General features: G+C 60.0%; 13 protein-coding genes and 1 tRNA gene. 4 read left to right on the top strand and 10 right to left on the bottom strand.

Features of this window, described 5'->3' with window-relative positions; genetic code table 11:
• Positions 1–52: 52 nt before the first annotated feature.
• The gene (gene lpxM, locus AB5Y85_RS07530; RefSeq protein WP_204483432.1) at positions 53–1,042 is read right to left on the bottom strand and encodes a lauroyl-Kdo(2)-lipid IV(A) myristoyltransferase; all 990 of its coding nucleotides are present in this window, start codon (positions 1,040–1,042) and stop codon (positions 53–55) included.
• A 258-nt stretch (positions 1,043–1,300) separates the two neighbouring features.
• A complete protein-coding gene (locus AB5Y85_RS07525; RefSeq protein ID WP_005352390.1) occupies positions 1,301–2,293 on the bottom strand; it encodes a TDT family transporter in 993 nt (330 codons plus the stop codon).
• A gap of 102 nt (positions 2,294–2,395) precedes the next feature.
• On the opposite strand from AB5Y85_RS07525, the gene AB5Y85_RS07520 reads away from it, so the two are divergent.
• Complete coding sequence (locus AB5Y85_RS07520; RefSeq protein WP_040068074.1) at positions 2,396–3,301, top strand: LysR substrate-binding domain-containing protein; 906 nt, start codon at positions 2,396–2,398, stop codon at positions 3,299–3,301.
• Positions 3,302–3,397: 96 nt separating this feature from the next.
• Here AB5Y85_RS07520 and nfo read toward each other — a convergent pair whose 3' ends face one another.
• The 5 genes from nfo to AB5Y85_RS07495 form a co-directional block, all read right to left on the bottom strand.
• Positions 3,398–4,240 carry a deoxyribonuclease IV gene (nfo, locus tag AB5Y85_RS07515; RefSeq protein WP_069555787.1) on the bottom strand — a complete coding sequence of 281 codons (843 nt, stop codon included), beginning with the start codon at positions 4,238–4,240 and terminating at the stop codon, positions 3,398–3,400.
• A 317-nt stretch (positions 4,241–4,557) separates the two neighbouring features.
• Entirely contained in the window at positions 4,558–4,887 is a 330-nt protein-coding gene (locus tag AB5Y85_RS07510) for a YbaB/EbfC family nucleoid-associated protein (RefSeq protein WP_005333445.1), read from the bottom strand.
• A gap of 114 nt (positions 4,888–5,001) precedes the next feature.
• Positions 5,002–7,593, bottom strand: coding sequence for a DNA polymerase III subunit gamma/tau (gene dnaX / locus AB5Y85_RS07505; protein WP_368221304.1), 2,592 nt, complete (start codon positions 7,591–7,593; stop codon positions 5,002–5,004).
• A 172-nt stretch (positions 7,594–7,765) separates the two neighbouring features.
• Positions 7,766–8,311 (bottom strand): adenine phosphoribosyltransferase, encoded by a 546-nt coding sequence (gene apt, locus AB5Y85_RS07500; protein WP_005352403.1) that lies wholly within the window; start codon positions 8,309–8,311, stop codon positions 7,766–7,768.
• Positions 8,312–8,445: 134 nt separating this feature from the next.
• Positions 8,446–8,823 carry a YbaN family protein gene (locus AB5Y85_RS07495; protein WP_005352406.1) on the bottom strand — a complete coding sequence of 126 codons (378 nt, stop codon included), beginning with the start codon at positions 8,821–8,823 and terminating at the stop codon, positions 8,446–8,448.
• A 123-nt stretch (positions 8,824–8,946) separates the two neighbouring features.
• Between AB5Y85_RS07495 and dusC the strand changes: the two genes are divergently transcribed.
• The 3 genes from dusC to AB5Y85_RS07480 all read left to right on the top strand — a co-directional run bounded on the left by dusC (position 8,947) and on the right by AB5Y85_RS07480 (position 11,238).
• Complete coding sequence (gene dusC, locus AB5Y85_RS07490; RefSeq protein ID WP_368221303.1) at positions 8,947–9,891, top strand: tRNA dihydrouridine(16) synthase DusC; 945 nt, start codon at positions 8,947–8,949, stop codon at positions 9,889–9,891.
• A gap of 97 nt (positions 9,892–9,988) precedes the next feature.
• Positions 9,989–10,357, top strand: coding sequence for a hypothetical protein (locus tag AB5Y85_RS07485; RefSeq protein WP_005333451.1), 369 nt, complete (start codon positions 9,989–9,991; stop codon positions 10,355–10,357).
• Positions 10,358–10,518: 161 nt separating this feature from the next.
• Positions 10,519–11,238, top strand: a complete 720-nt coding sequence (locus AB5Y85_RS07480; protein WP_157160697.1) for an ABC transporter substrate-binding protein — start codon at positions 10,519–10,521, stop codon at positions 11,236–11,238.
• A 114-nt stretch (positions 11,239–11,352) separates the two neighbouring features.
• Here AB5Y85_RS07480 and yjjG read toward each other — a convergent pair whose 3' ends face one another.
• From yjjG to AB5Y85_RS07465, 3 genes are all read right to left on the bottom strand, one after another.
• The gene (gene yjjG, locus AB5Y85_RS07475) at positions 11,353–12,036 is read right to left on the bottom strand and encodes a pyrimidine 5'-nucleotidase (protein ID WP_368221302.1); all 684 of its coding nucleotides are present in this window, start codon (positions 12,034–12,036) and stop codon (positions 11,353–11,355) included.
• A 14-nt stretch (positions 12,037–12,050) separates the two neighbouring features.
• Positions 12,051–13,550, bottom strand: a complete 1,500-nt coding sequence (locus tag AB5Y85_RS07470; protein ID WP_368221305.1) for a leucyl aminopeptidase family protein — start codon at positions 13,548–13,550, stop codon at positions 12,051–12,053.
• A 170-nt stretch (positions 13,551–13,720) separates the two neighbouring features.
• Positions 13,721–13,797 (bottom strand) — tRNA-Met (locus tag AB5Y85_RS07465).
• Positions 13,798–13,810: the final 13 nt, after the last annotated feature.

The raw sequence follows: 13,810 nt of genomic DNA, 5'->3' as shown, positions 1-13,810 counted from the left end.
TATCATAAAAAATGGCCCACCTGGGGCCATTTCAATCAATCCAAATTCTGGGTCAGCCGTGGGGCGACAATCCCTTGCGGATCCGGCGTATCCCCTCTTCGTAGAGGCCATCCAGCCCCTCCTGATCTTCACGGGTATCGAAGATCTTGAGGAACCACATGTACTGGCCCGGATGGCGCATCAGCTGCTGTTGCACCATGTCGTTCATCCGACAGGTATCGGCCATCACATCCTCGGTGGGATAGTTGTCGAACGGTGCCTCAATCTCCAGCCGGTAGCAGTGGTTCGCTTCGTCATAGCAGGCGAGCAGCGGCACCGCCTTGGCGCCACTGACCTGCACCAGACGGGGCAAGGCAGGCAGGGTCGCTTTGGGATAGCCAAAGAAGGGGGCGAAGATGCTCTTCTCGCGGCCATGATCCTGATCCGGCAGATAGAAGAAGCTGCGACCGCTCTTGATGGTCCTGATCACCGCCTTGATCCCGGCGCTGCGCTCATAGACGCGGCAACCGTTCTTGGCTCGTGCACGGTTGAGGTGCCAATCAAACACCGGATTGCGCGCCCGTTTCATCATGGTGCACATCGGCACCCCGCGCTGGGTGAAGCAGTAACCGGCGGCATCCACCGGCCAGGTATGGGGCACTACCAGGATCACCGGACGGCCGGCCGCCCGCTCCGCCTCGATATGCTCCCAACCGCTCACCTGCATCCGGCTCATCAGATAACGCTGGCTGCGCATGGTGAACTCGCCAAATCCCAACAGACTCTTGAGGCCGACCCGGATCGAGGTCAGTGCAATGGCATCCCGCTCTTCCGGGCTCTTGTCCGGGAAGCAGATCTCCAGATTGGTTCTGGCGATATAAATCTGTTTTTTCGAGATACGAAACACCAGCGGTGCCAAGGCTTCGGCCAAACGGTCGCGCAATCGCACCGGCACAAAGGCCAGCAACATCAGCACACCGAGCGCCAGCCAGCTGAACCAGTAGCGGGGATGCAGAAAACGGGCTTCAAAAGAGGAGTCAAATACGGGATCTTGGGACGACATGTATCGGGGTCGAGCGAAAAAGTGGTGCTGCATTGTAGTCGTCCTGACAGGTAATACCAGTTAAATCCATGGCAAATAGCCCGCCAGGGGCGCCACATCAAAAAACCATAAAAAAATGCCCCGCACTGCGGGGCATTTTGCTCGTTACACAACCAGGGTGGAGGATCTTTGTCCATCCATCGTATGACTGGTCGTTTATCCCGTCGCTCTCGGAGCACACTGCTTATCCATTTCCCGATGTCACATCTTCTTCAAGATTTAACGGTGAGCACCCTGGCGAGCCATGCCGTTATTCATTTCGGTATTACGCTGCGGCAGAAAAAACATCAGGTAACGCAGTGCCACATACCCGACGATCACGGTAGCCACCCCCAGCTCGAAGTGGGCCAGCAGTCTGATCTGCTCGACGTAGTGACTGCCTTGTGCAAACCCTTCAACCAGATGAGCCACTTTGAACAGGGCGGTGGCACCGATCACCAGCGGGAAGGTGAAGGCGGCATAACCCGGCGAGAAGGGCAGACGCAGCAGTTTGATGAAGGCCAGATAGATGATGCCGGTCATCAGGATGGCGATCCCCAACAGCACGGCCACCAGCAGCAGTGACGGCTCCTGACTGACAGTCAGGTAACCGGCCAGAGAGAGGCTGGCAGGAGCCGCCAGAATGGCGATGGTCGGTTTGGCGGCATCCGGCACTTCATGGCTGAAGATCAGGCGATAGAGCATCAGCGGCAGCATCAGGCCATAGCAGATGATCCCGAACCAGAGCAGACCGTTGGCCAGCGGGGCAAACTGACCACCCGGGAAGGCGACGTCAGCCACGATGATCCCCACCGGCGGCACGAACCAGCTCGGCACCATGTGGTGGATTTCAAACTCTTTGGCGCGATGCCAGATAAAGGTGGCCAGGAACAGCAGGTGAACTGCCACGGCAAACAGCCAGAGGGCCTCGCCCGCTTGCGGCGCAATCATACCGAGCGCTTTGGAGACCACCATGGTACCCATGGCATAGGTCGGTACCACACTGCCGACGACGGGGTGAGCGAGATCCTGCAACAGCAGGCGGGGGTGAAGCAGAAACTTGAAGGTCAGGATCACCAGCAGCACGGCCGCGATGGCAGCGCCCAGCAGTTGCATCCGGCCATCGAAGTGACCGGCATTTTCCCAACACCAACCAAGGCTGGCGATGCCCAGCGCCAAACCCGCCATGGGGGTTGGGGCGGCAGCCAGTGATTTACGGGTTCTTGCGATCATGATGACACCTTTCTATTGATGACTATGGCGATAGGATAATGGCCCCTTATCGTTTACGATATCTAAATGAATTGAATCAATCATTCAGGAAAACCAAACACGATGAAACTGACCCTGCAGCAGCTGAAAGTGTTCGCCACCATTGCCCGTTATGGAAACCTTGGCCTTGCCGCCAACGAGCTCTGCCTGAGCAAGGGGGCCGTCTCCCAGTCGCTGCAGGAGCTGGAGCGCCAGCTCTCCACCCCGTTGTTTGACCGCATTCACCCCAGATTGCAGCTCAATAACGAAGGGCGCCTGCTGCAACCGGCCGCCGAAGAGCTGCTGACCCGGATGCAGGATATCGAGAACCTGTTCAGTCCCGATGCCGAACCGAGCGGCCAGCTGCGCCTTGGTGCCAGCCAGACCATCGGCAACTACCTGCTCCCTACCCTGCTCGCCAGCAGCAAACAGGAGCTGGGGCTCCCCCCCAAGGTGACCATCAACAACACTCACCTGCTCTGCCATGCGCTGGCCAACTTCGAGCTGGATATGGCACTGATCGAGGGGGAGAACCACCACCCCGACCTGCTCGCCGAACCCTGGCTGCAGGACGAGATGCTGGTGGTGGCCCCACCCGGTCACCCGCTTGCCAACAAGAAGGAGCTCTCCCTCTCCCGACTGGGGGGCGAGACCTGGGTATTGCGTGAAGCACAATCGGGCAGCCGCGAGCAATTTATCCAGCAGATCCAGCCCGAGCTGCCCCGCTGGCAACCAGGGCTTGAACTCAACACCCTGGAGGCGGTGATGCTGGCGGTGGAGAAGGGGCTTGGCATCTCCTTTATCTCCCGGCTGGCAGCCTCGGATCGCCTGGCTGATGGGCGGCTGATCGCCCTGCCCCTCTCCCGCCGCTTCCCGCGCCAGCTCTCCCTTATCTGGCACAAGCAGAAGTACCACTCCACCTCCCTGCGCCACTTTATCCACTTCTGCCGGGCTCAGGTGAAGGATGCCGAGGTGAGCCGCGCAGAGTAACGCGCGCTCGGAGCGCCGCTGACAGGCCCGCACGCCAATAACGGAAAAAGCAGAGAGGGAGCCACGGCTCCCTCTCTTTGATTCGCTTACTCGGTATCACTGCGCCAGACTGCGCAACCAGCTGATCTCCTCGCCCCAGATGGACTCGTCGATGGTCTCGAGGATCAGCGGAATGCGATCGAAGCGATCATCATTCATGATGTGGTGGAATACTGCCTCCCCCAGATTGCCCTCCCGCAAGCTGTGGTGGCGATCGACCCGGCTGCCGAAGGTACACTTGGCGCCGTTGATATGCATCCCCTTGAGATAATGAAAACCCACCGTGCGGTCGAACTCGGCAAAGACGGCAGCGCAGCTCTCGGCGGTGCGCAGATCGTAGCCGGCGGCAAAGGCGTGGCAGGTATCGAAACAGATCCCGACCCGGCTCTTGTCCTCCACCCCCTCGATGATGGTGGCGAGGTGCTCGAACGACCAGCCGAGGTTGGTCCCCTGCCCGGCGGTATTCTCGATCACCGCCGTCACCCCTTCACTGCGCTCCAGCGCCCAGTTGATGGACTCGCTCACCAGCTTGAGGCTGGCCGCCTCAGGGATCTGCTTGAGATGGCTACCGGGGTGGAAGTTCAGATAGCAAAGCCCCAGTTGCTCGCAACGCTTCATCTCGTCGAGAAACGCATCGCGGGATTTGGCCAGACCATCGGGATCCGGGTGGCCCAGATTGATGAGATAGCTGTCGTGGGGCAGGATCTGCTCCGGCAGAAAACCGGCCTTGTCACAGGCCGCCTTGAAGGCGCGGATGGTGGCATCCGACAAGGGAGCCGCCTGCCACTGACGTTGATTCTTGGTAAAGAGGGCAAACGCGTTGGCCCCGATGGCCTGGGCGCGGGCGATGGTATTCTCCACCCCGCCGGCCGCACTGACGTGGGCTCCGATATATTTCATACAATCTCCTCGATACGGCAAGCCGCCATTATGCCGATCCAGCCCGGCCACGCCAAACCGGGATATCCGATAGCGGGTATCGACAAATAGTGCCGCCTATACAAGGCGCTGCGTTTCATGGCGTAATCAGCCTGCGCTGTGGCAACCTCTCCGCAGAAGGGATAGTTAGAGCCCGCCCGCGCCAGCATGGCGCCCATAAAAAAACGCAGCGTATCGCCTGAGCAATAACGCTGCGTCTTTGGATCTCTCGGCCGTCCACCTTGCCGTGGCCCGAATGGCCAGCGACAAGGGAGCAAGAATGCGCGGGGAGAGTCGCCTTAGAACGGCATCTTGAAGCCTGGCGGCAGTTGCATGCCACCGGTCAGTTCGCCCATCTTGGCCTTGTTCTGCTCTTCCACACGACGCACGGCATCGTTGCAAGCGGCGGCAACCAGATCTTCCAGCAGCTCCTTGTCATCTTCCATCAGGGAGGGGTCGATCTCGATGCGACGGACGCTGTGGCTACCGGTCATGGTGACCTTGACCATGCCAGCACCGGCTTCACCGGTCACTTCCATCTGAGCCAGCTGCTCCTGCGCCTTCTGCATACGCTCTTGCATCTGTTGGGCCTGTTTCATCAGGTTCCCCATTCCACCTTTACCAAACATATGTCGTCTCTCGTCTTGAAATCCGGCATCCAGCGCCGGGCTGTGGGCTTGTCTGTCCTAGATGGGGACAGCCAAACTGCTTTTCAACCGGAAGCAAGCTCCCGGCCACGGAATTTAGCGGTTGAGGGGCTCGATGCTCTCGTGATGAAGCACGGCACCAAACCGCTGAACTAAAAACTGCACGTTGGGATCCTGCTCCAGATCCTGGGTCACCTGCTCGCGTACCCCGAGATAAAGGCGATGTTCGATCTCGAGGGGGGTCTCCTGGTCAGGCACCACACCAAGCGTCACCTCGACCTGCACCGGTTGACCCAGCGCTGGCCCGATGATCTCGGCCAGATCGGCGCGCGCCTTGTCGCTCACCAGATGGCGCTGCTCGGGCTTGAGGGTTAGCAGTACCTTGTCCCCTTCCCGCGTCATCACCGAGTTGATGGCCAGCTGGCGCAGCCGCCCCCCCACCTGAGTGTGGGCGATCAACTCGGCCCAAGCATCGCCGCAACCATTGAGTAGCGAGGAGGGGATAAGGCGAGTCACCTCCCCCTCTTGCGGCTCGCTGTCGCTTTCGAGCTCATCCCAGTCGATGGTCTCCATCACAGGCTGAGGGGGTTCATCCTGCGTCACAAGGGCAGCAGCCACTGCCGTGGTGGCAACGGGCGGCTGGGTCGCTGGGGTGGGCGTCACCGCTGGCGCCGCAGCGCTGCGCTCACCGGGTCGATAGCTCGGCTGCCCGTCGAGATCCCAGGGGGGCAGATCGGTTGGCTGGGCCGGAGCCGTGACAGGGGCGTGGCTCATCACCGGAGTCTGCTCGGCAAAGCCCTGATTGAGGTACTCTTCGTATTCCCCGTTGTCACCCTGCGGCTCGTAACTGTCGTTATAGAGATCCACTGGCGGCAGATCATCATAGTGACCCATCGCCGCTATCCCCTGCCCGGTCGGTTGACTGATCGGGGCTGGCTGTTGGGCGACGACCGGTGCAGCAGCGGGCGCGACAGGACGAGCTGGCGCAACCGGCACTGCGCGCGGCGCGGGCGCCGCTGGGGCATCCTGACCACGCTGGCGGCTGCGCAGCATGTTTCGCTTGCCAAGCAGGCTCTGCATGCTCGACACCGCTGAAACAGCTTCAGGTGCGCTAACCGGCGCGGTTGTCGGTTCGAGCGCGGGCTCGATGCTGGCAGTCAGCGGCTCGCCACGGGAATAGTCCGTATCGGCTGCGGCAGGCGCTCGATCATCAGCATCAACGGGCTGTGCGGCTGAGTACGCAGACACATCGGGCTGCACACGTGGCAACGCGGGCTCGGGTTGATACCCCATGCCCGCAGCTTCGCGCAGCAGTTCATCCTGCTGGCTGAACAGCTCGGCGGCTTGCGCCTCCTCCTCGCTATCGGCGGGGTTGCCGATGTCATCCGTCATCGCAGGCAGGGAGACATCAACCGCGGGCACGGCACTGGTGGCAACAGGGCTGGCTAGCGGTGCAGGCACGGCGCCGCTGATCGGTGCCACTGTGGCCGATTCAGCGGCCGGGCGCTTTCCCGGCAAAGAGGCAACCGAAGTAGCGCTGCTCGCCGTACTGCTCGTCATTGACGGGGGCAGCGCGGTGAGGCTGGCCGGATGCAGGGCATCACGCCTTGGGGAGAAGGCGAGCATCCGCAGGCAGGTCATCTCCAGCGCGGTGCGGCCATCGGGAGCCCAGGGCAGATCTTTACGGCCACCCAGCACGATCTGGTAGCAGAGCTGCACCTCTTCCGGGCCCATCGCCTTGGCCAGTTGCAGCAGGGAATCAGCATCCGCCCCCTGCTCCTGCACGCTGGCAGGCAGCAGCTGCGCCATGGCGATGCGATGGAGCAAACCTTCCAGCTCGGCGTGGAGCTGATCAAAATCGGGGCCCAGGGTGGCGATCTCGGTGATCTTGGCCATGGTCGCGGGGGCATCTTGCCGCAAAATGGCTTCCAGCAGCTGGTGCAGATGGCGGTGATCGAGCGTGCCCAGCATCGCCAGCACGCTGTCGAGGCGCACGCTGCCGTTACCGTGGGCCAGAGCCTGATCGGTCAGGCTCAGGGCATCTCGCATACTGCCGTCGGCGGCTTTGGCCAGGGCCAGCAGCGCGCGTGGTTCGAAGGGCTGCCCTTCCTGATCCAGCACCCATTCGAGCTGCTTGGCGATCTGGGTCTGATCCAGACTCTTCAGATGAAACTGCAGACAGCGCGAGAGAATGGTAATGGGCAGCTTTTGCGGATCCGTGGTGGCCAGCAGAAACTTCACATAGGGGGGCGGCTCTTCCAGGGTTTTCAGCAGCGCGTTGAAGCTGTGGCGCGACAACATGTGCACTTCATCGATGAGGTAGACCTTGAAGCGGCCACGGGCCGGGCGGTACTGCACGTTGTCGAGCAGCTCGCGGGTATCTTCCACCTTGGTGCGCGACGCCGCGTCAATCTCCAGCAGGTCGACAAAGTTGCCCTGATCGATCTCGCGGCAGGTATCGCAAACGCCACACGGGTGGCTGCTGATCCCCTGCTCGCAGTTGAGGCTCTTGGCCAGAATACGGGCGATGGTGGTTTTGCCGACGCCGCGGGTACCGCTCAGCAGATAGGCGTGATGCAGCCGTCCCTGATCCAGGGCGTTGGTCAAGGCGGTCAGCACATGTTGCTGGCCTACCACTTGTTCAAACGTATGGGGGCGCCATTTACGCGCCAGAACCTGATAGCTCATAAATCCATCATGCAGGGAAGACAGGGCATTGAGGCCGGATGCTAACACAAATGGCGGGCTGGCTGTATCGGCTATCGGTGAGAGCGGGAGGGATCGCTTGATTTTCAAACCGATGCCCACAAGGGCACCGGTTCAACGCAGGCCCGATGCAGAGGATCGGGCCGAAGAGGCATTACTCGCCGGCCAGCTCGACCAGTGAGACCACCTTGATGCCAGCGGCAGTCAGGCGGGCATCGCCGCCCAGAGACGGCAGGGAGATGATGAAAGCCGCATCGGCCACTTCACCACCAGCACGGCGGATCAGCTTGACGGTCGCATCGACGGTACCGCCGGTCGCCAGCAGATCGTCCACGACCAGCACTTTGTCACCGGGCACGATGGCATCGGTGTGCAGTTGCAGGGTGTCGGTACCGTACTCGAGGGCATAGGACTCCTCGATCACTTCGCGCGGCAGCTTGCCCGGCTTGCGGACCGGCACGAAGCCCAGTCCCATGGCATAGGCAACCGGTGCGCCAAAGATGAAGCCGCGAGCTTCGGTGCCAACAATCTTGGTGATCCCTTGATCACGATAATGATTGGCCAGCAGATCGATGGTGGCCTTGAAGGCCTCGGCGTTCTCGATCAGGCTGGTGATGTCACGAAACAGAATGCCCGGCTTCGGATAGTCGGGAATGGTCTTGATGCTTGCTTCGATAAATTTCAGGGTTTCCGGATTCATGTGTTGACCGCTTATTTTTTTGACCCAGGGGTGGCCATTTTTTCTCAATTCCCTTCTGCGGGAAATAAAAAAGCCTGTCACGCAAAAATGACAGGCCGACTCCATAGCATTATTGCTGCAATAGCTTAGGGACTTCACTTCACCATTGCAACTGGCTCCAGCACTGGCAGACGCATTAACCAGGTGAGCAGGATCACCATTATGACAACCAGCAGCCCCTTGACCCACAGCAGTGGCACCACCGCCAGCGACACCGAAAAGGTGAGCAAAATGAAGATAATGGCGCGCCGTCTGGCCTGACGACGAATGCCGCGATACTGCTGCCAATCCACGATGGGCGGGCCAAACCAGGGATGGGTCAGCAACCAGCGATGAAAACGGGGCGACGAGCGGGCAAACAGGGCGGCAGCCAGCAACATGAAGGGGGTAGTCGGCAACAGGGGCAGCACAATGCCCACGATACCGGTGGCAAATGCCAGCCACCCGAGCGCCATCAGACACCAACGCTTCATTCCTTCTCCTTGCGTGATTTATCTCCCTCTAGCCTAACAGAGTTTGAGCGGGTGCTGACAGCGGGCCGCAACCCCACTACAATCTGCGCTCTTTTTTCTTGCCACTCTCGTCGGAAAGCCGTTATGCGCGTTATTTTGGCCCCCATGCAGGGGGTACTGGATCACCTGATGCGGGAGGTACTCACCTCCGTCAATGATTACGATCTCTGCGTGAGCGAGTTTATCCGGGTCGTCGATCAGCTGCTGCCCGCCAAGGTGTTCTACCGCCTCTGCCCTGAACTGCTGCAAGATGGCAAAACCCGCGCAGGCACCCCGGTGCGGGTACAACTGCTGGGGCAACACCCCGAGTGGCTGGCCGAGAACGCCGTGCGCGCCATCGAGCTGGGCTCCCCCGGCGTCGATCTCAACTTCGGCTGTCCCGCCCCTACGGTCAACAAGAGCAAGGGCGGTGCGGTGCTGCTCAAAGAGCCCGAGACCATCTACCGCATCGTCAAGGCGGTGCGCGAGGCGGTGCCCGCCCATCTGCCGGTGAGCGCCAAAATTCGCCTCGGTTACGATGACAAGGATCTCTATCTGGAGAACGCCCAGGCGGTCTTTCAGGGGGGCGCCAACGAGCTGGCCGTTCATGCCCGCACCAAGCGCGAAGGGTACAAGGCACCCGCTCACTGGGAGTATGTGGATGCCATTCGCCGCGCCCTGCCGATCCCCGTCACCGCCAACGGTGAAATTTGGGATCACAAAGATGCCCTCGCCTGCGCCAGGGTCTCGGGTTGTGATGCCCTGATGGTCGGGCGCGGCGCCATCTCCCTGCCCAATCTGGCCAACGTGATGAAAAACGGCTGCCCGCACATGAGCTGGGCCGAGGTGCTGCAGTTGATGGTGAGCTATACCGAGCAGGATCTGGCCAGCGAAAAAGCCGACTACTACCCCAGCCGCATCAAACAGTGGTTCAGCTATCTCAAGCGGGAATATCCCGAAGCGGACCTGCTGTTTCAGGAGATCCGGGTGCTCAAAGAGACGGCTCCCATCCGCGATGCCCTGTTGCAAGCAGCCAAAAGCCACGGCTAACCACGTTTAACTTGACGCATATCATCTTGATAGAGTTATCGGATCCCTATACTGCCCCGAATCTGTCGTCTGTCCTGTGGGGGATAATGTGTGTGAAATGACGCAAGCACAGTTGACTGTCTGGCGTAATCGCCTGCTGTCAGACTGGGCCCAAGTACGAGAAACGCTGATCGGTCAGCTTAAAGCCTGCCGCCGTGACGAGTGGGCCGAACAGGTCGGTCACTGCGAGCAGGATCAACTGGTAGAACTGACCAGCCGGCTGGATCTGCCGAAGGTTGAGCAGAGCGTGGCCCGCCTCAAGCGGATCGATGCGGCACTCTGCCAAATGGATCTTGGCCTCTATGGCCTCTGCTCCGATTGTGAAGAGCCGCTTTCCATCGAACAGCTGGAACAGGATCCGACCCTGCAACGCTGCCCGCGCTGTGAAACCCGTTATCGCAAGGGATTCCACGCCCACGAACTGTGAGGGATGCACATCTGTGCATCCGCTCAACCCTCAGCACTGGTTACTCCGTCGTTCCTGTCCAATACTCAACCGTATCAGCCTGTTCGAGGGTATGCGTTGTGTACAGACTCTTGTTGTTATGGTGTTTGTGTTGCCAGGCTACGGCACAAGAGTCATTGGTCGTGGGCTGGGTCGACTGGCAGCCCTTCAGTTATCGCAATGAACAACAACAGCTCCGCGGACTGGATGTGGAGCTGCTCAACGCCATCTTCCTGCGTGCCGGTTATCAGGCCAGATTCAGTGAAATGCCCTGGGCTCGCGTGTTGCACGAGCTGAAATTCGGCACGGTTCAACTGGCCATGTCAGCCAATATCACCGCCGAGCGCCAGCAATATGCCCGCTTCAGCCACCCCTATCGGGAAGAGGAAACGGCCATCGTCATCCGTCGGCAAGATGCCGAGCGCTGGCGCGGGATCACCACCCTGGAGCAGTTGATCAACACCCCTGACTTTCATATCGGGGTGCTCAAGGGCTTTGATTACGGCAATACCTTCCGCCAGTTGATGGCAAGGCCCGAGCTGCAGCCCCGTTTGCAGATGCGCCTGCGGCTGGATCAGCTGCTGAAGATGTTGCAAGGGGGACGGATCCAGGGGTTTATTCTGGATCCCCACGGACTGCAGGAGTGGCAGGGTAAGGATGGCGTGCAGGACAAGCTGTATATTCTGCTGCATATCGAACAGACACCGGTTCACCTGATGCTGAGCAAAGAGAGCACCACAGAAGCGCAACTGCAGCGGATCAATCAGGCTATCGATCAATTGAAACAGAGTCCCGACTATCAGCAGATCCTCGATCGCTACCAGTTCAGATCCCTGCATTCACAGGAAAACACTCATAAGTAAGGGGAGCATCTGCTCCCCTTACAGTCTCAAGCAAACCCAATCCTGTCTCAAACAGCCCTGGTTGCAACTTGCCAGGACGTTTTGGTCACCGATCACGTGATGGGTTAAGCCTGTCTATCTGCGTCCCAGCACAATGTCGGCAAGGTGGGCGAAGTGGTGGATTTCGTGGGTTGCATCACACTCGCCCGCTTGCCGCGCCGGGTTGTACCAGCAGGTTGCCAGCCCCTGCGCCGCCGCCCCGGCAATATCGGTTTTCGGGTTATCCCCCACCATCAGCACCCGGGCCGGATCTGGCTGCCCCATCAGGGAGAGGGTGTGCTGGAAAATAGCTGGCGCCGGCTTGGTCACCCGGATCTCGTCGGAGATCACCAGCGGCTCGAACCACTCGCTCCAGCCCAGTTTGCCGAGCCGCCCCCGCTGAGGCACGCTGAAACCATTGGTGATGATCCCCATCCGCACCTTGCTGCGTAGCTGCTGCAGGGTCTCGACCACCCCTTCGAGAGGCATGCTAAGGGCAATGATCTGCTCCAGAAAGGTGTTGTTCATCGCCATGGGATCGGCGGCAACCTGCTGGGCAAAGAGGGAGAAGCGGGTCTGCTGCAACGCCGTTGCATCGATCTCGCCGTCGTTGTACTGCTGCCAGAGCCCGTGGTTGAGGGCGTGGTACTGCGCCATGCTGGCGTCATCAGCCTGTACGCCATAGATCTGCAAGGTGTGAGTCAGCGCAGAGGCGACCGGAAAATCGAGCAGGGTTTCATCCAAATCGAACAGCACCCAGTCATAGCTTGGTTGTTTCACAGAAATCCTTGTAATCATTCAGATTGTTCAGAGGCTTGGCGACCAACTCTGCCAAGCGGGCTGGCCAGCAGATCCAGCGTGAGACGCACGCCGAAGCCGGTCACTTCGCTGGAGACCACCCCATTGCCCCCCTTGTTGCGAAAACCGCTCAGGTCGAAGTGCAGCCAGGGGGTCTGTTCGGGCACGAAGTGGGCGAGGAAACGGGCCGCATCGATGTGATCCGGCGAACTGCCAGGCGCACACTGCAACAGATCGGCCCACTCGCTCTCGATGTTGTCGTCGTAATCGTCATCAAGCGGGAAGGGCCAGATCCGCTCACCGCTGCGCTGACCCAGATTGACCAATGATGCCATCCATTCGCTGCGATTGGTAAAGACGCCGCTGTAGCGGCTACCCAGCGCCCGTTTGCAGGCCCCGGTCAGGGTTGCGTAATCGAGCAGCAGATCCGGAGTATCCTGCACCGCCATCGCCAGGGTGTCGGCCAATACCATTCGCCCTTCGGCATCGGTATCGACCACCTCGATGGAGGTGCCATTGATGGCAGTCACCACCTCGCCGGGGCGATAGGCGTGAGGGCCGATATGGTTCTCGGCAATGGCCAGCCAGCAGTGTACCTCGTAGGGTAGCTGAGCTCGGCTGATAGCGTAGAGGGTGCCGAGCGCCACTGCACTCCCCCCCATGTCCAGATGCATGCCATACATGCTGCCAGAGACCTTGAGGTTGTAACCGCCAGAGTCGTGGCAGATCCCCTTGCCCACCAGTGCAATGCGGCGCACCGGCTTGGGTGGATAGTAGCTGAGCTTGACCATGGCCCCCTGATTGTCTTCCGAGCCACGAGCAACGGCCAGAAACGCCCCTGCCCCCAACTCGGCCAGCTGCGCCTGATCATAGTGATGGCACTGCCACCCCTCATCTTGCGCCAGCTTGCTGACAAACTCGCGATAGCTGGCGGCCGTCAGCTCGGAGGCAGGCAACACCGCCAGATGGCGAGCCAGCCCGTTGCCCCCCGCTTCGCTGTAAAGGCGTGCCAAGTCCAGCACCACTGCGGGTGAAACCTTGATCTGCTGATAGCTCCAGCTGCTTTCACTACGGCGCTTGCTGGTGGGCAACGAAATATTAGCGGCAAGCAGGGCCGACAACATCACTTCGGCCAGCATCACTCGCTCGGAGGGGGAAAAACCTTCCAGATGCAGCCCGAGGCGCTCCACATTGAGCCCAGAAAGAGGAGCAATCCAGCCTCTGATCTGTTTATAGAGGCGGTGATCCCGCGTCACACTGCCGGCCACAAACATCACCTGCAACAGGGTATTGCCATGCATCAGGGTAAAGGGCGCTTTTTTCCCCAGCGCAAGCTGGGTCTGGAGACCCGCAAGGGCGGGCAGCGAAAGCAAGGACTCCTTCTGCTCTTCAGCGATCAGCAGAAGTTGAAACGGTAGCCCTTGGGCAAGGGTTTCGGCCAGTGTGGCATCCCGGCTTTCAATAGCAGGAGGAAGATAGGTGAAAGGAGTGATCACAGGCGCGTGCCTCATCCATGAAGAGATACCTGATGATACCCAACAAATGGTCGATACGACCAGTTTTGGTCTTTAAAAAGCGTCAGAAATAGCAGCAATCACCAGATGGTGACGAGCATCAAGAAGGATTGTTCAATGATTGCAATGCAGGAATGGAACGTACAGAAAGTTGGTTGCGGGGGCCGGATTTGAACCGACGACCTTCGGGTTATGAGCCCGACGAGCTACCGAGCTGCTCCACCCCGCGTCCGAATTGTCAC

It is taken from the genome of Aeromonas sp. R3-1 (assembly GCF_040908345.1).
Classification (GTDB): domain Bacteria; phylum Pseudomonadota; class Gammaproteobacteria; order Enterobacterales; family Aeromonadaceae; genus Aeromonas; species Aeromonas veronii.
The sequence above is the reverse complement of the archived record's forward strand: the minus strand, read 5'-3'. Positions and strand labels throughout refer to the sequence as shown.